This window comes from Pseudomonas sp. CH61 (assembly GCF_059429415.1).
In genome coordinates, this window is record NZ_CM182098.1 from 1,105,074 (window position 1) to 1,122,261 (window position 17,188).

20 protein-coding genes are annotated in these 17,188 nt (G+C 60.3%); 17 read left to right on the forward strand and 3 right to left on the reverse strand.

Translation table 11 applies throughout. The annotated features are described in order from the left end of the window. Positions 1-50 precede the first annotated feature (50 nt). The 14 genes from cobO (at position 51) to AC5SEM_RS05090 (ending at position 11,646) form a co-directional block, all read left to right on the forward strand. Positions 51-662: a cob(I)yrinic acid a,c-diamide adenosyltransferase gene (gene cobO, locus AC5SEM_RS05025; protein ID WP_495472297.1), complete on the forward strand. Its 612-nt coding sequence runs from the start codon at positions 51-53 to the stop codon at positions 660-662. Continuing rightward, positions 659-2,059 (forward strand): cobyrinic acid a,c-diamide synthase CobB, encoded by a 1,401-nt coding sequence (locus AC5SEM_RS05030; RefSeq protein WP_495472298.1) that lies wholly within the window; start codon positions 659-661, stop codon positions 2,057-2,059. The genes cobO and AC5SEM_RS05030 overlap by 4 nt, the downstream gene beginning before the upstream one ends. Continuing rightward, complete coding sequence (gene bluB, locus AC5SEM_RS05035; protein ID WP_495472299.1) at positions 2,056-2,706, forward strand: 5,6-dimethylbenzimidazole synthase; 651 nt, start codon at positions 2,056-2,058, stop codon at positions 2,704-2,706. Before AC5SEM_RS05030 ends, bluB begins: the two co-directional genes overlap by 4 nt. Further along, a complete protein-coding gene (gene cbiB / locus AC5SEM_RS05040) occupies positions 2,703-3,611 on the forward strand; it encodes an adenosylcobinamide-phosphate synthase CbiB (RefSeq protein WP_371043198.1) in 909 nt (302 codons plus the stop codon). The genes bluB and cbiB overlap by 4 nt, the downstream gene beginning before the upstream one ends. Beyond that, a complete protein-coding gene (gene cobD, locus AC5SEM_RS05045; RefSeq protein WP_495472300.1) occupies positions 3,604-4,596 on the forward strand; it encodes a threonine-phosphate decarboxylase CobD in 993 nt (330 codons plus the stop codon). Before cbiB ends, cobD begins: the two co-directional genes overlap by 8 nt. Further along, positions 4,593-6,044 (forward strand): cobyric acid synthase, encoded by a 1,452-nt coding sequence (locus AC5SEM_RS05050; protein WP_495472301.1) that lies wholly within the window; start codon positions 4,593-4,595, stop codon positions 6,042-6,044. Before cobD ends, AC5SEM_RS05050 begins: the two co-directional genes overlap by 4 nt. Positions 6,045-6,192: 148 nt before the next feature. Continuing rightward, entirely contained in the window at positions 6,193-6,714 is a 522-nt protein-coding gene (gene cobU, locus AC5SEM_RS05055; protein ID WP_123592711.1) for a bifunctional adenosylcobinamide kinase/adenosylcobinamide-phosphate guanylyltransferase, read from the forward strand. After that, positions 6,711-7,766, forward strand: coding sequence for a nicotinate-nucleotide--dimethylbenzimidazole phosphoribosyltransferase (gene cobT, locus AC5SEM_RS05060; RefSeq protein WP_495472302.1), 1,056 nt, complete (start codon positions 6,711-6,713; stop codon positions 7,764-7,766). Before cobU ends, cobT begins: the two co-directional genes overlap by 4 nt. Next, positions 7,763-8,338 (forward strand): alpha-ribazole phosphatase family protein, encoded by a 576-nt coding sequence (cobC, locus tag AC5SEM_RS05065; protein WP_123592713.1) that lies wholly within the window; start codon positions 7,763-7,765, stop codon positions 8,336-8,338. The genes cobT and cobC overlap by 4 nt, the downstream gene beginning before the upstream one ends. A 1-nt stretch (position 8,339) precedes the next feature. Further along, complete coding sequence (locus AC5SEM_RS05070; protein ID WP_495472303.1) at positions 8,340-9,071, forward strand: adenosylcobinamide-GDP ribazoletransferase; 732 nt, start codon at positions 8,340-8,342, stop codon at positions 9,069-9,071. A 174-nt stretch (positions 9,072-9,245) separates the two neighbouring features. Further along, complete coding sequence (locus AC5SEM_RS05075) at positions 9,246-9,650, forward strand: MarR family winged helix-turn-helix transcriptional regulator (protein ID WP_007919794.1); 405 nt, start codon at positions 9,246-9,248, stop codon at positions 9,648-9,650. Positions 9,651-9,703: 53 nt separating this feature from the next. Continuing rightward, the gene (locus AC5SEM_RS05080) at positions 9,704-10,912 is read left to right on the forward strand and encodes an MFS transporter (protein WP_212622662.1); all 1,209 of its coding nucleotides are present in this window, start codon (positions 9,704-9,706) and stop codon (positions 10,910-10,912) included. Beyond that, positions 10,909-11,031: a hypothetical protein gene (locus tag AC5SEM_RS05085; protein ID WP_256587114.1), complete on the forward strand. Its 123-nt coding sequence runs from the start codon at positions 10,909-10,911 to the stop codon at positions 11,029-11,031. The genes AC5SEM_RS05080 and AC5SEM_RS05085 overlap by 4 nt, the downstream gene beginning before the upstream one ends. Positions 11,032-11,085: 54 nt before the next feature. Continuing rightward, complete coding sequence (locus AC5SEM_RS05090) at positions 11,086-11,646, forward strand: thioredoxin domain-containing protein (protein ID WP_116032318.1); 561 nt, start codon at positions 11,086-11,088, stop codon at positions 11,644-11,646. Between the two features lie 228 nt (positions 11,647-11,874). Here AC5SEM_RS05090 and AC5SEM_RS05095 read toward each other — a convergent pair whose 3' ends face one another. The 3 genes from AC5SEM_RS05095 to AC5SEM_RS05105 all read right to left on the reverse strand — a co-directional run bounded on the left by AC5SEM_RS05095 (position 11,875) and on the right by AC5SEM_RS05105 (position 14,274). Beyond that, positions 11,875-13,146 (reverse strand): OmpP1/FadL family transporter, encoded by a 1,272-nt coding sequence (locus AC5SEM_RS05095; protein ID WP_495472304.1) that lies wholly within the window; start codon positions 13,144-13,146, stop codon positions 11,875-11,877. A 146-nt stretch (positions 13,147-13,292) separates the two neighbouring features. Next, a complete protein-coding gene (locus AC5SEM_RS05100; protein WP_034156219.1) occupies positions 13,293-13,775 on the reverse strand; it encodes a hypothetical protein in 483 nt (160 codons plus the stop codon). 274 nt (positions 13,776-14,049) lie between these two features. Next, the gene (locus AC5SEM_RS05105) at positions 14,050-14,274 is read right to left on the reverse strand and encodes a hypothetical protein (RefSeq protein ID WP_034156218.1); all 225 of its coding nucleotides are present in this window, start codon (positions 14,272-14,274) and stop codon (positions 14,050-14,052) included. Between the two features lie 207 nt (positions 14,275-14,481). On the opposite strand from AC5SEM_RS05105, the gene AC5SEM_RS05110 reads away from it, so the two are divergent. The 3 genes from AC5SEM_RS05110 (at position 14,482) to AC5SEM_RS05120 (ending at position 17,101) form a co-directional block, all read left to right on the forward strand. Continuing rightward, the gene (locus tag AC5SEM_RS05110; protein ID WP_495472305.1) at positions 14,482-14,808 is read left to right on the forward strand and encodes a hypothetical protein; all 327 of its coding nucleotides are present in this window, start codon (positions 14,482-14,484) and stop codon (positions 14,806-14,808) included. A 429-nt stretch (positions 14,809-15,237) separates the two neighbouring features. Further along, positions 15,238-15,561 carry an SEL1-like repeat protein gene (locus tag AC5SEM_RS05115; RefSeq protein ID WP_212622659.1) on the forward strand — a complete coding sequence of 108 codons (324 nt, stop codon included), beginning with the start codon at positions 15,238-15,240 and terminating at the stop codon, positions 15,559-15,561. 175 nt (positions 15,562-15,736) lie between these two features. Further along, positions 15,737-17,101, forward strand: coding sequence for a DNA recombination protein RmuC (locus AC5SEM_RS05120; protein ID WP_187677502.1), 1,365 nt, complete (start codon positions 15,737-15,739; stop codon positions 17,099-17,101). The last annotated feature ends 87 nt before the right edge of the window (positions 17,102-17,188 follow it).

Genomic DNA, 17,188 nt, shown 5'->3' on the forward strand with positions numbered 1-17,188 from the left:
CTATTCTTGTGCCTGCCCGCCGTTATCCAGCCTCAACGGAGAGCTCCCCCATGACTGATTCCCCCGAGCGCGACGAACGCCATCTGGCGCGTATGCAGCGCAAAAAAGCCGTGATCGACGAACGCATCGCCAACTCACCCGACGAGTGCGGTCTGGTGCTGGTGCTGACCGGCAATGGCAAAGGCAAAAGCAGCTCGGCGTTCGGCATGCTCGCCCGCGCCATGGGCCACGGCATGCAGTGCGGTGTGGTGCAGTTCATCAAGGGCCGCAATAGCACCGGCGAAGAGCTGTTTTTCCGCCGCTTCCCTGAGCAGGTTCGCTTCCACGTGATGGGCGAGGGCTTCACCTGGGAAACCCAGGATCGTCAGCGCGACATCGCCGCTGCCGAAGCCGCGTGGGCGGTTTCCCGTGAGCTGCTGCGCGATCCGTCGATCGGTCTGGTGGTGCTCGACGAACTGAACATCGCCCTCAAACACGGCTACCTCGATCTCGATCAGGTGCTCAGCGATTTGCAGGCGCGTCCGCCGATGCAGCACGTGATCGTCACCGGTCGCGCGGCCAAGCAGGAAATGATCGAAATGGGCGACACCGTGACTGAAATGGGCATGCTCAAACACGCCTTCCAGGCCGGCATCAAAGCGCAGAAAGGCGTCGAACTTTGAATCAACCACGTCACTGCCCGGCGGTCCTCATTGCCGCGCCGGCCTCCGGTCAGGGCAAGACCACCGTCACCGCCGCACTGGCCCGTTTGCATCGCAATCAGGGACGCAAAGTGCGCGTGTTCAAATGCGGCCCGGACTTTCTCGACCCGATGATTCTCGAGCGCGCCAGCGGTGCGCCGGTGTATCAATTGGACATGTGGATGGTCGGCGAGCAGGAAAGTCGTCGTCTGTTATGGGAAGCCGCTGCCGAGGCGGATCTGATTCTGATTGAAGGCGTGATGGGCCTGTTCGATGGCACGCCGTCCAGTGCTGATCTCGCGCGGCATTTTGGTGTACCGGTGCTCGGAGTTATCGACGGCACGGCGATGGCGCAGACCTTTGGTGCGCTGGCGCTCGGCTTGGCCAAGTATCAGCCGGATCTGCCGTTTGCCGGTGTGTTGGCCAACCGCGTTGGCACTTTGCGTCATGCGCAATTGCTCGAAGGCAGTCTCACGGAAGGTTTGCGCTGGTACGGCGCATTGTCCCGCGAGACCGGCATCGAATTGCCGAGCCGCCATCTCGGTCTGGTCCAGGCCAGTGAACTGAATGATCTGGATGTGCGCCTCGACGCCGCCGCCGATGCATTGGCCAGCAGTTGCGAGGTAGCGCTGCCACCGGCCGTGGAGTTCGCCGCGCCGGACGTCATTGCGGTAGAGCCGCTGCTGAAGAATGTGCGAATCGCCGTCGCCCGTGATGAGGCGTTTGCCTTCACTTATGGCGCGAGTCTGGATCTGCTGCGCGCGATGGGCGCCGAGTTGAGTTTCTTCTCGCCGATTCGTGATTCGCAATTGCCTGAGGCGGACAGCCTGTATTTGCCCGGTGGGTATCCGGAACTGCACCACGTTGCGTTGTCGCAGAACACCGTGATGCTGGAGGCGATTCGTGCGCATCATGCGGCGGGGAAACCGTTGCTCGCTGAATGTGGCGGGATGCTTTATCTGCTGGATTCTTTGACTGACGTTGAAGGCACTCGCGCTGAGTTGGTTGGGCTGCTTAAGGGCGATGCGGTGATGCAGAAGCGTCTGGCGGCACTGGCCCTGCAAGCGGTCGATCTGCCGGAAGGTTCGCTGCGTGGGCACACTTATCATCATTCGCTGACGACTACCGAACTGGCGCCGATTGCACGGGGTTTGAGCCCGAATGGTGGGCGTGGGGCCGAGGCGGTTTATCGGGAAGGGCGGATGACGGCTTCTTATGTGCACTTTTATTTCCCGTCGAATCCGGCGGCTGTCGCTGCACTGTTTGCGCCTGACTCCGAAGTCGCTTTCGCGAGCAGGCTCGCTCCCACAGTTGAAACAGTGGTGACTGAAGCAATGCAATCCCCTGTGGGAGCGAGCCTGCTCGCGAAGAGGCCATGACCAACAACGCATTCTCCGAAGCCGAGCGCCAAGCCGTCTATAAAGCCATCGCCGAACGCCGCGACATGCGCCACTTCACTGGCGGCACGGTCGAGCCGGATCTGCTGCGCCGACTCTTGGAAGCCGCCCACCAGGCCCCAAGCGTCGGCCTGATGCAGCCTTGGCGCTTTATCCGCATCAGCGACCGCAACCTGCGCGGGCAGATCCAGAACCTAGTGGAAGAAGAACGCATCCGCACCGCCGAAGCCCTCGGCGAGCGCAGTGACGAGTTCATGAAACTCAAGGTCGAAGGTATCCATGACTGCGCCGAAGTGCTGGTCGCCGCGTTAATGGACGATCGCGAAAAACACATCTTCGGTCGCCGCACGCTGCCGGAAATGGACATGGCCTCGCTGTCCTGCGCGATCCAGAATCTTTGGCTGGCCTCGCGCGCCGAAGGTCTGGGCATGGGCTGGGTTTCACTGTTCGAGCCACAGGCACTGGCTGATCTGTTGAAGTTGCCCGAAGGTGCAAAACCTCTGGCGGTTTTATGCCTGGGTCCGGTCAAGGAATTCTATCCGGCGCCGATGCTGGTACTCGAAGGGTGGGCGCAAGCGCGTCCGCTCAATGAGTTGCTGTACGAAAATTATTGGGGAGTGAGTCAATGAGTGTGGCGTTGTTGAGTGTCGCCGCAGTGGCGCTGGATGCGCTGCTCGGTGAACCGAAACGCTGGCATCCGCTGGTGGCGTTCGGCAATTTTGCCGGGCGCATCGAGCAACGTTTCAACGCCGGTGGCCGGGGCTGGCGCAGCCATGGCGTCACTGCGTGGGTGATCGCGGTGCTGCCGTTGACCTTGCTCGCCACGGCGCTTTCCTGGGCGCCGTACGTGGGCTGGGTCGTCGAAATTCTTGCGTTGTATTGCGCCCTCGGCATGCGCAGCCTCGGCGAACATGTCGCGCCGGTGGCCGCTGCTTTGCGCGCAGATGATCTGGACGAGGCACGCAAGCGTGTTGGCTACCTGGTCAGCCGCCAGACCGATGAACTCGACAGCACTGCCGTCGCTCGCGCTGCCACCGAGTCGGTGCTGGAAAACGGCAGCGATGCGGTGTTCGCCGCGCTGTTCTGGTTTGTCGTGGCGGGTGCGCCGGGCGTGGTGCTCTATCGCTTGAGCAACACGCTCGATGCGATGTGGGGCTATCGCAACGAACGTTTCGAACGATTCGGCTGGGCCGCAGCAAAAATCGACGACGTGTTGAACTACATTCCTGCGCGTCTGGTGGCATTGACCTATGCGCTGCTGGGCAAAACCCGACTCGCGCTGAAGTGCTGGCGCACACAGGCGCCGAAGTGGGATAGCCCCAACGCAGGTCCCGTGATGGCGGCCGGTGCCGGTGCACTGGGCGTGGAGTTGGGTGGGCCGGCGATTTACCACGGCGAACTTCACGACCGTCCGCAGCTTGGCGAGGGCGCAGCGGCTGACGCAGATTCCATCGACCGTGGCTGGCAATTGGTCCAGCGCGGCGTATGGTTATGGTTGCTGATTCTCTGCGTGGGGGCTGAATTCTATGCTTGAGCACGGTGGCCGGCTGCGCAAGGCGGCACTCGATTACGGCATTGCCGAGGCTGACTGGCTCGACCTGTCCAGCGGCCTCGCGCCGTGGCCATTCCCGATCCCGGAAATCCCGCTGCGTGCCTGGGCGCGCCTGCCGGAAACCGATGACGGTCTGGAGCAAGCCGCGTGCGATTACTACGGTGCCGCGCAAGTGCTGCCGGTGGCCGGTTCGCAAATGGCCATTCAGTTGCTGCCGCGCTTGCGCCGGGCCGGCAAAGTCGGCGTGTTGTCACCGTGTTATGCCGAGCATGCCGAAGCCTGGCGCCGTAGCGGTTACATCGTGCGTGAAGTGCTGGAGCAGGAAGTCGAATTTTTTCTCGATAGCCTCGACGTGCTGGTGGTGGTCAATCCGAACAATCCGACCGGCCTGAGCCTGACCCCGGCACGCCTGCTTGACTGGCATGCGCGGCTCGCCCGGCGCGGTGGCTGGCTGGTGGTCGATGAAGCTTTCATGGATAACACGCCGCAACTGAGCCTGGCCCCGCATGCCCATCAAGTCGGGCTGATCGTGTTGCGTTCGTTCGGCAAGTTTTTCGGGCTGGCCGGGGTGCGTCTGGGCTTTGTCCTGGCCGAGCGCAGGTTGCTCAAACTGCTCGCCGAACAGGTCGGGCCTTGGGCGGTGAGCGGGCCGACGCGGGTGCTCGGGCAGGCGTGTCTGCAAGACACCGAAGGGCACACTCGCCAACGGATTCGCAGCGATGAAGCCAGTGAGCGGCTGGCGGCGTTGCTTGAGCGCTACGGCTTCAAGCCGCATGGCGGTTGCGCGTTGTTCCAGTGGCTGATCACCGAGCATGCCGAAGTGCTGCACGCATTCATGGCCCGTCGCGGCATTCTCCTGCGCCTCTTCACCCAAAACAGCAGTTTGCGCTTTGGCCTGCCCGCCGATGCGGCTGAAGAGGCGCGTCTCGAACACGCTTTAAGCGCTTTTGCCAAGGATCACCCATGACCACCCTGATGGTGCAGGGCACCACTTCCGATGCCGGTAAAAGCACACTGGTGACGGCGCTGTGCCGCTGGGCAACCCGGCAGGGCGTGGCAGTCGTTCCGTTCAAGCCGCAGAACATGGCGCTCAATAGCGCGGTAACGGCAGACGGTGGCGAGATCGGCCGCGCGCAAGCGGTGCAGGCGCAGGCCGCATTTCTCGAACCGCACACCGACATGAACCCGGTGCTGCTCAAGCCGAACAGCGACACCGGCGCGCAAGTGATCATTCATGGTCGCGCGGTGACGTCGATGAATGCCGTGGCGTACCACGACTACAAAGCCATCGCGATGCAAGCTGTTTTGGCTTCTCACGAGCGACTCAGCGTCGCGTATCCGCTGGTGATGGTCGAAGGCGCGGGTTCGCCGGCCGAGATCAATCTGCGCGCCGGCGACATCGCCAACATGGGCTTTGCCGAAGCCGTGGATTGCCCGGTGCTGCTGATTGCCGACATCAACCGTGGCGGGGTTTTCGCCCATCTGGTCGGTACCCTGGAGTTGCTCTCGCCGAGTGAGCAGGCGCGGGTCAAAGGTTTCATCATCAACCGTTTTCGCGGTGACATCGCCTTGCTGCAACCGGGCCTTGACTGGCTGGAACAACGCACTGGCAAACCGGTGGTGGGCGTGCTGCCGTACGTGATGGATCTGCACCTTGAGGCCGAGGACGGCATCGACCAGCGCCAGACCGACAAGGCCGAACAAGTGCTGAAAGTAGTGGTGCCGGTGCTACCGCGCATCAGCAACCACACCGACTTCGATCCACTGCGTCTGCATCCGCAGGTCGATCTGCAATTTGTCGGGCCGGGGCAGGCGATTCCTGCTGCTGACCTGATCATCCTGCCGGGCTCGAAAAGCGTGCGCAGTGATCTGGCCTATTTGCGTGCCAATGGCTGGGATACGGCGATCTCTCGGCACTTGCGTTACGGCGGCAAAGTGCTGGGGATTTGCGGCGGTCTGCAGATGCTCGGCGAGCAGGTTCATGACCCGCTCGGCCTCGAAGGTGCGCCGGGCACGAGTGCCGGTTTGGGCTTGCTGGCGTTCGAAACCACACTTGAAGCCGAGAAGCAGTTGCGCAATGTGCGTGGACGGTTGGCGCTGGACGATGCCGACGTCAGCGGTTATGAAATTCATGCCGGCGTGACCAGCGGACCGGCGTTGGAAAACGCTGCGGTGCATCTGGATGATGGCCGTTGCGACGGTGCACAGAGTGTTGATGGGCAGGTGTTCGGCACGTATCTGCATGGCCTGTTTGAATCGCCGGCGGCGAGTGCGGCGTTGCTGCGCTGGGCCGGGTTGAGCGATGTGCAGCAGGTGGATTATCACGGCTTGCGCGAGCGTGATATCGAGCGGCTGGCGGATCTGGTGGAGAAGCATCTGGATACTGGGTTGTTGCGTCGGCTCTGTGGGATTTGAATTGCCTGTACGGGCCTCTTCGCGAGCAGGCTCGCTCCCACAGTGAATGCGGTTAGCCATACATTTTGAGTACAACTCATAACCCTGTGGGAGCGAGCCTGCTCGCGAAAGCGGCGCTTGCCTCACTTGAATTTTCCTGGATGAACCCATGCTCCAACTGATCCTCGGCGGCGCCCGCTCCGGCAAAAGTCGCCTGGCCGAAAAACTCGCCAGCGATAGCGGCCTGGCCGTGACTTACATCGCCACCAGCCAACCCCTGGATGGCGAGATGAGCGACCGCGTCGCCCATCACCGCGCCCGCCGTCCCGTCGAATGGGCACTCATTGAAGAACCCTTGGAACTGGCCCGCGTTTTGCGCGAAAGCGCCAGCGCCGAGCGTTGCCTGCTGGTCGATTGCCTGACCCTGTGGCTGACCAATCTGCTGATGCTCGATGACGCCGAACGCCTCGCTGCCGAGCGCGAAGCCTTGCTCGACTGCCTGGCGTCTTTGCCGGGAGAAATCATTTTTGTCAGCAACGAGACCGGAATGGGTGTCGTGCCGCTGGGCGAATTGACTCGCCGCTACGTCGATGAAGCCGGTTGGCTGCATCAAGCTCTGGCCGAGCGTTGTCAGCGTGTTGTCCTGACCGTCGCCGGCCTGCCCCTGACTCTGAAAGGACCTGCGTTATGACTCAAACCTGGTGGCTGAACCCGTGCAAACCGGTCGATCTCAACGTCGTTGCACAAGCGGCGGCGCGGCAGCAGCAATTGACCAAACCGGCGGGGTCGCTTGGTCGTCTCGAATCGGTGGCCGTACAACTGGCCGGCCTGCAAGGCCAGGTCAAACCGACGCTGGCGCAAGTGTGGATCGCGATTTTTGCCGGTGATCACGGCGTGGTTGCAGAAGGGGTTTCGGCGTTCCCGCAGGAAGTCACCGGGCAGATGCTGCTCAACTTCGTCAGTGGCGGCGCGGCGATCAGCGTGCTGGCACGTCAGCTTGGCGCGCAGTTGGAAGTGGTCGATCTGGGCACCGTGAATCCAGCGCTGAACCTGCCGGGTGTGCGTCATTTGAACATTGGCGCGGGTACGGAGAACTTCGCTCAGGGTGCGGCGATGACTCAGGCCCAGGGCGAACTCGCCTTGCAGGCCGGTCGCGACAGTCTGCTGCGAGCGAAAGCGGCGGGCGCGCAGTTGTTCATCGGTGGCGAAATGGGCATTGGCAACACCACGGCAGCCAGTGCGCTGGCCTGCGCCTTGCTCGATTGCCCGGTGGCGCATCTGACCGGTCCCGGTACCGGGTTGAATGCCGAAGGCGTCAGCCATAAAGCGCAAGTGATCGAGCGCGCGCTGGCGTTGCATGCAGCGCAGCGTGGCGATGTCTTGCAGACCCTGTTCAATCTGGGCGGTTTTGAAATCGCCGCACTGGTCGGTGCGTATCTGGCGGCGGCTCAAGAAGGCGTTGCGGTGCTGGTCGACGGTTTTATCTGCACGGTCGCGGCGCTGGTCGCGGTGCGTTTGAATCCGGCTTGCCGCGAGTGGTTGTTGTTCGGTCATCGCGGTGCCGAGCCGGGCCATCGTCATGTGCTGGAAACCCTCGCTGCCGAGCCGTTGCTGGAACTCGGTTTGCGTCTGGGCGAGGGCAGTGGCGCGGCGCTGGCGGTGCCATTGTTGCGTCTGGCCTGTGATCTGCACGGGCAGATGGCGACATTCGCCGAAGCAGCGGTGGCGGATCGTCCGGCATGACCTTGCATCTGGATCTGCTGCGCCATGGTGAGACTGAGCTCGGTGGTGGTTTGCGCGGCAGCCTCGACGATGCGCTGACCGAAAAGGGCTGGACGCAAATGCGTGCGGCGGTGGTCGAGGGCGGGCCGTGGGATCGGATCGTCAGTTCGCCGTTGCAACGTTGCGCGCGGTTTGCCGCAGAGCTGGGTGAGCAACTGAACCTGTCAGTGCATCTGGACAAGGATCTGCAGGAACTGCATTTCGGTGCGTGGGAAGGGCAGAGCGCGGCAGCGTTGATGGAGACCGATGCTGAGGCCTTGGGGTTGTTCTGGGCCGATCCGTATTCGTTTACGCCGCCGCAGGGTGAGCCGGTCAGCGAGTTTTCCGCTCGGGTGTTGGCAGCGGTTGCGCGCCTGCACAGTGCTTACGCCGGTGAGCGAGTGTTGCTGATCAGTCATGGCGGCGTGATGCGTTTGTTGCTGGCGCAAGCACGCGGGTTGCCACGCGAGCAGTTGCTCAATGTCGAGGTCGCTCACGGCGCGTTGTTTGCGCTGACGATCGAGGCTGACGGTTCACTCAAGGAAGGTTGCTGACATGTTGCCGCTGTGGATCGCCCTGCAATTTCTCAGCAGCCTGCCGATTCGTTTGCCGGGGATGCCTGAGCCGGAGCAACTGGGGCGGTCGCTGCTGTTTTATCCGTTGGTGGGGCTGCTGTTCGGGGTGATCCTGTGGGCGCTGAATCTCGCCTTGAGCGGCGCGCCGTTGTTTCTGCATGCGGCATTGCTGTTGACGGTTTGGGTGCTGCTCAGCGGTGCACTGCACCTTGATGGTCTGGCCGACAGCGCCGATGCCTGGCTCGGCGGTTTTGGTGATCGCGAGCGTACGTTGACCATCATGAAGGACCCGCGCAGCGGGCCGATTGCGGTGGTCACGCTGGTGTTGGTGTTGTTGCTCAAATTTGCTGCGTTGCTGGCGTTGATCGAGCAGGGGCATGGGCTGGCGTTGATCATCGTGCCATTGCTCGGACGGGCGGCGTTGCTCGGGTTGTTTCTGACTACACCGTATGTGCGCGCGGGCGGGTTGGGGCAGGCGTTGGCGGATCATTTGCCGCGCAAGGCCGGGTGGTGGGTGTTGGGCGCAAGTGCGCTGGGCTGCTTGCTGATCGCCGGTTTTAGCGCGGTTGCCGCGTTGCTGATCGCTGTCGGGGTGTTTGTCTGGCTGCGGCAGGTGATGATGCGGCGGTTGGGCGGGACGACCGGTGATACGGCGGGGGCGTTGCTGGAATTGCTGGAGATGGTGGTGCTGGCTGGATTGGTTTTGGTCTGATGGATTTCTACTGGTCATGCCGGCCTCATCGCGAGCAGGCTCACTCCTACAGTTGGCCGCGCTCCCCTGTAGGAGTGAGCCTGCTCGCGATAGCGGTGTGTCAGGCGCCACAAATGTTATGGGTAAACTCATCTGTAACTTGATTTAACACAGTCGCGGGTATATACACGCATCATGCTTCCTTCTCAGTGTTTGTGCACCAACCTGCGTCGCGCCGCTCGTGGCGTCAGCAGGCATTACGACGGCGCTCTCGACGGCTTCGGGATCAACGTTGCCCAGTATTCTTTGCTGTGCAACCTGCAACGTCTGGATCAACCGAGCATCTCGGAACTCGCCGAAGCTATGGGGCTGGATCGCAGCACCCTCGGGCGCAACTTGCGGGTGCTGGAAGGCGAGGGGCTGGTGGCGCTGGCCGAGGGCGAGGACATGCGTAACCGCATCGTCAAACTCACCGAGACTGGCGTGCAACGCCTGGCAGCGGCACTGCCGGCCTGGGAAGCGGCACAGCAGCGGTTGATCGACCGACTGGGTGCCGAGAAGCGTGAAACCTTGCTCAGATTGCTGGATGAACTGGCCTGAGGCCGGTTTTTTCCAAACTCAAGCGGGTATATACCCGCAAGCGGAGAACAACAATGACATCGATGTGGCGTACGTGCGGTTGGGTGTTGGTCGGGAGTGCGCTGATTCTCGCGTTGTCATTGGGCGTGCGGCACGGTTTCGGCTTGTTCCTGTCACCGATGAGCGCGCAGTTCGGTTGGGGGCGTGAGGTGTTCGCCTTTGCCATTGCTCTGCAGAACTTGATCTGGGGCCTGGCGCAACCGTTTACCGGCGCATTGGCTGACCGCTTTGGCGCGGCAAAAGTGGTGCTGATCGGTGGGGTGCTCTACGCGGTGGGTCTGGTGTGCATGGGTCTGTCTGATTCGGCGGTGACGCTGTCGCTGAGCGCCGGTCTGCTGATCGGTATTGGCCTTTCTGGTACTTCGTTCTCGGTGATCCTCGGTGTCGTGGGCCGGGCCGTGCCGCCAGAAAAACGCAGCATGGGTATGGGCATTGCCAGTGCCGCCGGTTCTTTCGGCCAGTTCGCCATGTTGCCGGGCACGCTGGGCCTGATCGGCTGGCTCGGCTGGTCGGCGGCGTTGCTGGTGCTGGGCCTGCTGGTGGCGCTGATCGTGCCGCTGGTGAGCATGCTCAAGGACAAGCCGTTGCCGGTGCTTGGGCATGAACAGACGCTGTCCGAAGCGCTGCGCGAAGCCTGCTCGCATTCGGGTTTCTGGTTATTGGCATTCGGCTTTTTCGTCTGCGGTTTTCAGGTGGTGTTCATCGGCGTGCACCTGCCTGCGTATCTGGTCGATCAGCATCTGCCAGCCAGCGTTGGTACGACGGTGCTGGCGTTGATCGGATTGTTCAATATCTTCGGCACTTACACTGCCGGTTGGCTCGGTGGGCGCATGTCCAAGCCGCGTCTGCTGACAGCGTTGTACTTGTTGCGTGCGGTGGTGATCGTGCTGTTTCTGTGGCTGCCGGTGACGACCTCATCGGCCTACCTGTTTGGCATGGCGATGGGTTTCCTGTGGCTGTCGACGGTGCCGTTGACCAACGGTACGGTGGCAACCTTGTTCGGCGTACGAAATCTATCCATGCTCGGTGGCATCGTGTTTCTGTTCCATCAGCTGGGTTCGTTCCTCGGCGGCTGGCTGGGCGGGGTGGTGTATGACCGAACCGGGAGTTATGACTTGATCTGGCAAGTGGCGATACTTTTGAGCCTGCTGGCGGCCGCGCTGAACTGGCCGGTGCGCGAACGGCCGGTCGCGCGCCTGCAAGCCGCTGCGAGCGCCGCATGAGCCGACTCTGGCCACGTATCGTCATCGCCGCACTTGGCGCCGCATTGCTGGCGCTGGTGTGGTGGGGCTGGCATCAGGGCGGACTGGCGTTGATGCAGTTGGGCATGAGCATTTGCTAGAAACAAGCATGGCGAGTAACGTCAAACTCTGACGACTGCTCAAGGATGTTCGACATGCTGATGCGCTGGTGTGCTGTTCCCGCGTTGCTGATGGCGTTGACTGGACTGGCTCAGGCCGCTGACTGTCCCGAATTGCTGCAAGGCTCGCTGCCCAAGCTGCGAGCCAAGGAATCCATCGATCTGTGCAAGCAGTACGCCGACAGGCCGTTGGTGGTGGTCAATACCGCGAGCTTCTGCGGTTTCGCGCCGCAGTTCGAAGGCTTGGAGGCGCTGCATAAGCGCTACGAAGGTCAAGGGCTGCAAATGCTCGGCGTGCCTTCCAATGACTTCAAGCAGGAGTCCAAGGACAGCGCCGAGACTGCCAAGGTCTGCTACGCCAACTACGGCGTGACGTTCAACATGACCGAGCCGCAAAAGGTTCGTGGTGATGACGCTACGCATCTGTTTCAGGTGCTGGCGGCACAGAGCAGCGCACCGAAGTGGAATTTCTACAAATACGTAGTCGATCGCCAGGGCAAGGTGATCGCCAATTTTTCCAGCCTGACCAAGCCTGATGATCCGGAGTTTATTGCTGCGATTGAAAAGGCTATTGCCTCGAAACCGCTGAAACCCTGATGCACTGAGTTTTTTGTGGGAGTGAGCCTGCTCCGGGCGGCGTTCCGACGAAAGCGGTCTGCCAGTCGACATGTGTATTGATTGATACACCGCGTTCGCGAGCAGGCTCGCTCCCACATGGGAATTGTGTTGTGGTGGTGAGCGAAATCAAGGCATCAAAAAAGCCCCGCTTTCTGCAAAGAGAGCGGGGCTTTTTTGTGGGCGAGGAATTAGCCTCGCCGCGCAGCATCAGAAGCGGTAAGTAGCGCCGACACCGAAACCGTTTGCCGAGTTTTCATACTTGGCGTCGTAGCTCTGGCCACGGTTGTTTTCGTTGCGGATCTTCACCGACTCTTCCTTCAGGTACGAGTAAGCGACGTCGATGGTCAGGTCGTCGGTCGGGCTCCAGCCGGCACCGATACTGAAGATGGTGCGGTCGCCAGTCGGAATGCGTGGCGAGCGGTCTTCGTTATTGGTCGGCGACTGGTCGAAGGTCAGACCGGTACGCAGTACCCATTCCTTGTTCAGCTGGTACGAAGTACCCAAGGCATAAGCCCAGGAGTCGTGCCAGTTCTGGTCTTCGGTGATTTCACCGAATTGACCGGCCAGCAGCGGCTGCACACCGGAGTTCTTGACGGTGATTTTTTCCAGCTGGCTCCAGCGGGTCCAGGTCGAACCGGCATACACGTTCCAGCGATCGTTGATCGCCTGGGTGACCGAGAAGTCGACGGATTCAGGCGTGGTGATCTTCAGCGAAGCATCGTACTTCTGGTTGGCGCCCAGACCGATTGCACCCAGTACACCGTAGTTGACCTTGGTGTTGCCTTCGAGCTTGTAGTCGACTTTCGAGTGGTAAGTCAGACCCAGGCGAGTGGTGTCAGTGGCTTGTACCAGCACGCCGATGTTGTAGCCCAGCGCGGTGTCGTCACCCTTGATCTTGACCTTGCCATCCGGCGCGGCCTGAGTGATCGACAGGTTGGATTCCAGCGTGCCGTCGATGCGGTTGATGGTCGGACCAAAGCCGATCGATACCTTGTCGTTGAAAGCGTAGCTGACGGTTGGCTGGAAAGTGATGACCTGAACTTCGGACTTGCTGCCGAAATAACGGCCGGCAAAGTTGTTTTCGTAGTCGGTAATCAGGCCGAACGGCACGTAAACGCCGAGACCGAATGCCCAATGATCATCGATCGGTTTGACGTAGAAGCCCATAGGTACGGAGGTGAAGGGCACCATGTCGCCTTTGTTGCTGCCGCCGTTAGGGCTGGAGCTGGCGTCGCTGATATCGGTTTTTGCATCGAGGAATGCAACACCGCCAGTGACTTGTTCGCGCTTGAGGCGCGACATGCCGGCAGGGTTGCCATAAACAGTGCTTGCATCGTCGGCAGAAGAAGATCGCCCAGCGTAACCGGTGCCCATCCCGCTGATACTGTGTTCGTTGATGGCAAAGCCAGCTGCGAAGATCTGGGTGGATGCCATGGTAACGGCGAGGCTAAGGGTGGTTTTGAGCATGACTTTTTTCATTATTAGAACTCCTGGTGATCACCGGGGCGAAAATTACCAACATTTTCGTCCCAGCGCTATAGTCCGTATGCCTTGAGTTAGAGCGGTTTTGTAGGACAATCCGACCAGAATCGCGTCCTGTTGGGCGATCTTCTGAAACCGGTCGGTCAGCAAGCGACCTGATTCACCGTTGAAACACAGGTGTGCCAAGCGTAAGTGAAGTCGCGCAGGCGACCTTGGGGTTGAAAGGTCTGGCGCCAGATACGCGCCATTCCCAGCAAATCGTTGCAATCGGGGAGGGTGGGGTTTTGTTCTTCCACCAGCAGCCAGGCAATGGCCGTGGCGTAACGCAGATTGACCGTCAGTTCCAGGTGCGGGCCGGTCAGGAACGCATGCTGGCTGGCGAGGCCGCGAACCAGGCTGGCACGTTCGGGATCGAGTGCCAGGTAATCATCCCAAAGGGCTTGATGGCGATGCTCGGCAATGCGGTAGAGGCCGTGGCCACGGCGGTCATGCAGGGCGGAACCCAGGGCTGACTGACTGGCGGCGATGCCCAGCAGCAGAGATTCGGCAGTCGCGCTGTGGCGTCCCAGATAGATCAACGTAGGACGGATCACGTAGCGGCACAGTTCGCTGGCAGCGATACCCATAAAACCCTCGGTTCTTGTTATTAATGGCGAGTCCTGAAGGGGGGCTTGGCAGCTGTGGATCGGTTCAGGCTCGCCGCAAGCGGATTACGCCGCTTGAGTTGAAGTGTAGTGTCATATTCGCGACGTAAAGGCCTGTTTTTAAAATATTTCCGGCTTCGAGTTATAACCGTTATATCCGTTGGTACTTAAGCGCCAACGGCTAAAAGTGAAACATCGGGCAATAAAAAGCCCCGCATTTTGTGCGAGGCTTTTGCTTTTGCAGCCTTTTCGGCTCTCAGGCAATCAATGCCTGACGGGTACGATCGATCACGGCCTGCAGCGGTTCAGCGCTGGAGTATTGATCGGGGTACAGACGCTCGCTGTGGCGGGCGATACCGTGTTCGTTGACCAGTGTGAAGCTGAAGCAGCCTTTGCGAGCGGCCATGATCAGGCAGTTCATTGGTGCAAAAGCGTTGGTTAGGGTGCGAATGGCATCCTGAGTATGGATTTGAGTAGACATAGTTATTAGGTGTTCCTACAAATGACACGGATAAGAACCGTGCAACGTTAAAACGTTCCAGTAACGTCGACCACCATTGGTCGAACGAAGAACCCGACTGGAACAAAGCAGCCAGTTTGAAGCGCAATTAAGTTGGCGCGCTTGGGCTGGCAGGTAGGTACTTAGGAGGGCAGGCAACACATCAAGGGCAAAGGTTCTGGGCCCGGGGTGAAGATCCTGATCAATTTGCAGGTTGGTTCGGTCAGAGTAAGTGGTCTTCGCAACACCCTTCGCATCATTCGAAGGCAGTGTCGTCGCAAGGTTTACCTGGAAACCATCGAGGGGTCGTTCCCGCTTTTTTCGGTAGGGCTTCTTGGTAGAAGGCTGACCGTGGGGATGTGTTCGACCGGAATTGACTTTCAGCTTGGTACTAACGCCGCGGATACTAACGGATCGAAATGGGTAAAGCAAACTTCGCGCAAAAAAAGATTGCAGGCACAGACTCAGCCTGCTTTGCCCTTTGCTGAAATTGCCCGTAATTGGCGCATTTCATAACCGTCGGTCGCTGAAGAAATGTTGATCAACCCTGGGGCCTGGCCGTTTTATTCCCAGTCCGACGGCTAAAACGACCCGAAAAAGCGCATCGATATAACCGGGTAACAGGTACTTGTGCACATTAGTTGCGCAGGCTGTAACGGCGCTGTCACATCATTCCTGACTCCAGTGGCTGCCTGCATCGAAAGTTTAAGTCAATGAAAAACATCGCTTTTTTTTGTTGGTGAAAAAATCGTCAGTTTGACTGCGAGCCCCATTCCATAAGGCTTTGCGAGGGTTGGAGGACGGTTGTCCACTGAGTTATCCACAGCTTCTGTGGATTGTCCCGAGCGCTTGCTCTAGGACGGGCGTGCCGGGTTGTTTTTCGACTTTACCTGTAAGAAAAAGAGAGTAGAGTGGCGCGCCTTCCGATTTGTCCCACAGTGCTTTATGAAGTTTCGCTCAGTATCAGACTCTGTTACCTCACAAACTCCTCCTGTTATCCCGCCCAAGCGCTTTTCCGTTCGCGTTGCCGAATGGCTGCTCGACAGCCCGCGCCTGAGCGACAGTCACAACGCCAAACACCTCGCTGGTCGCCTGCTCAAACAACCGGCGCGTGATGGCGTGGTGGTTGCGCAAAGCCGCCTCGGCCAATTGATGTGCCGCGAGTGCGGTAACGCACGGGACCGTCGCATCGGTCAGGATCTGCTGCGCCAGGCCGCCCGCGCCGGCGACCGTCGCGCGCAACAGGAACTCGGTCTGCTCGAAGACTGAGCTGTCCAAGACCTGACACCTTGGTTAACCTTCAGGCTTTATAAGATCGGCGGGAATGGCTATGGCGATGGACTTGACCAGCGTATTGCTGGGGCTTGCAGGGGCGGGATTGCCACTGCTGGCATTGGCCTGGCAACTGCAACGCCGGGCGAGCAATGGGCAGGCCGAGGTCGCCCTGCTCGAAGAACGCCTGGCCATGGCACAACTGGCGCAGGATGGGCTTAACGCGCAGCTCGACGCCAGCCGCGATGAAGTTGCCGATCTCGGCCAGGCCAATGCCGCCAAGCAGGCGGATCTGGCCGCTCTGCGCCGGGAAGTCGAACTGCTGCAGATCGAGCGCGACGACGCCCGCGATGCTTCCCACGCCTGGAACCTCGAACGCGCCAACAAGGAAGCTGAACTGCGCCGCCTCGACGCACAGGCTGCTTCACTGAACGCCGAACTGCGCGAGCAACAGGAAAGCCACCAGCAACGCCTCGACGACTTGCAAGGCTCGCGCGATGAACTGCGCGCGCAGTTTGCCGAGCTGGCCGGGAAGATCTTCGATGAGCGCGAGCAGCGCTTTGCCGAGACCAGCCAGCAACGCCTCGGTCAGTTGCTCGACCCGCTCAAGGAACGTATTCAGTCCTTCGAAAAACGTGTCGAAGAAAGTTATCAGGCCGAGGCCCGCGAGCGTTTCTCGCTGGCCAAGGAGCTGGAGCGCTTGCAGGCGCTCAACCTGCGTCTGAGCGACGAAGCCACCAACCTCACCCGTGCCCTCAAAGGCCAGAAAACCCAAGGCAACTGGGGTGAGCTGATTCTCGAACGGGTGCTCGAACACGCCGGTCTGGAGAAGGGCCGCGAGTACCAGACTCAGGTCAATCTCAAAGGCCCGGATGGCGAGCGCTTCCAGCCTGATGTGATCATTTACCTGCCGGGCGACAAGCAGGTGGTGGTGGACTCCAAGGTGAGCCTCACCGCGTATCAGCAATACGTGGCTGCCGACGACGACACTCTCGGGCAGATCGCAATCAAGCAGCACGTGCTGTCGTTGCGCAATCATGTCAAAGGCCTGGCCGGCAAGGACTACAAGCGTCTGGAAGGCTTGCACAGCCTTGATTTCGTTTTGCTGTTCGTGCCGATCGAAGCGGCGTTTTCGGCGGCGTTGCAAGCCGAACCGAGCCTGTTCCAGGAAGCCTTCGACCGCAACATCGTCATCGTCAGCCCGACGACATTGCTGGCGACGTTGCGGGTGATCGACAGTCTGTGGAAGCAGGAGCGCCAGAGTCAGAATGCTCGGGAAATCGCCGAGCGCGCCGGGTGGCTGTACGACAAGTTCGTGCTGTTTATTCAGGATCTCGACGAGGTTGGCAATCGACTGCAACAGCTGGATAAAGCCTACAGTTCTGCGCGCAACAAGCTGACAGAGGGGCGCGGTAATCTGGTCAGTCGCAGTGAACAGCTGAAATTGCTTGGTGCGCGGGCGAGCAAGAGTTTGCCGGCGGACTTGCTGGAGCGGGCGATGACCGATGTCGATGGCCTCGTCGAACTCCCTGAATAACCCGAATAACCCGAAAAGCTTCGCGAGCAGGCTCGCTCCCACAGTGAAATGCATTCCAAAGGTGGGAGCGAGCCTGCTCGCGAAGAG

Coding starts and splice junctions, on each gene's coding strand:
- AC5SEM_RS05105 (WP_034156218.1), bottom strand. CDS start 14,274: ATGTCTACTCAAATCCATACTCAGGATGCCATTCGCACCCTAACCAAC.
- AC5SEM_RS05095 (WP_495472304.1), bottom strand. CDS start 13,146: ATGAAAAAAGTCATGCTCAAAACCACCCTTAGCCTCGCCGTTACCATG.
- cobC (WP_123592713.1), top strand. CDS start 7,763: ATGACCTTGCATCTGGATCTGCTGCGCCATGGTGAGACTGAGCTCGGT.
- AC5SEM_RS05075 (WP_007919794.1), top strand. CDS start 9,246: ATGCTTCCTTCTCAGTGTTTGTGCACCAACCTGCGTCGCGCCGCTCGT.
- bluB (WP_495472299.1), top strand. CDS start 2,056: ATGACCAACAACGCATTCTCCGAAGCCGAGCGCCAAGCCGTCTATAAA.
- AC5SEM_RS05050 (WP_495472301.1), top strand. CDS start 4,593: ATGACCACCCTGATGGTGCAGGGCACCACTTCCGATGCCGGTAAAAGC.
- cbiB (WP_371043198.1), top strand. CDS start 2,703: ATGAGTGTGGCGTTGTTGAGTGTCGCCGCAGTGGCGCTGGATGCGCTG.
- cobD (WP_495472300.1), top strand. CDS start 3,604: ATGCTTGAGCACGGTGGCCGGCTGCGCAAGGCGGCACTCGATTACGGC.
- AC5SEM_RS05085 (WP_256587114.1), top strand. CDS start 10,909: ATGAGCCGACTCTGGCCACGTATCGTCATCGCCGCACTTGGCGCCGCA.
- AC5SEM_RS05100 (WP_034156219.1), bottom strand. CDS start 13,775: ATGGGTATCGCTGCCAGCGAACTGTGCCGCTACGTGATCCGTCCTACG.
- AC5SEM_RS05080 (WP_212622662.1), top strand. CDS start 9,704: ATGACATCGATGTGGCGTACGTGCGGTTGGGTGTTGGTCGGGAGTGCG.
- cobT (WP_495472302.1), top strand. CDS start 6,711: ATGACTCAAACCTGGTGGCTGAACCCGTGCAAACCGGTCGATCTCAAC.
- AC5SEM_RS05115 (WP_212622659.1), top strand. CDS start 15,238: ATGAAGTTTCGCTCAGTATCAGACTCTGTTACCTCACAAACTCCTCCT.
- AC5SEM_RS05090 (WP_116032318.1), top strand. CDS start 11,086: ATGCTGATGCGCTGGTGTGCTGTTCCCGCGTTGCTGATGGCGTTGACT.
- AC5SEM_RS05070 (WP_495472303.1), top strand. CDS start 8,340: ATGTTGCCGCTGTGGATCGCCCTGCAATTTCTCAGCAGCCTGCCGATT.
- cobU (WP_123592711.1), top strand. CDS start 6,193: ATGCTCCAACTGATCCTCGGCGGCGCCCGCTCCGGCAAAAGTCGCCTG.
- cobO (WP_495472297.1), top strand. CDS start 51: ATGACTGATTCCCCCGAGCGCGACGAACGCCATCTGGCGCGTATGCAG.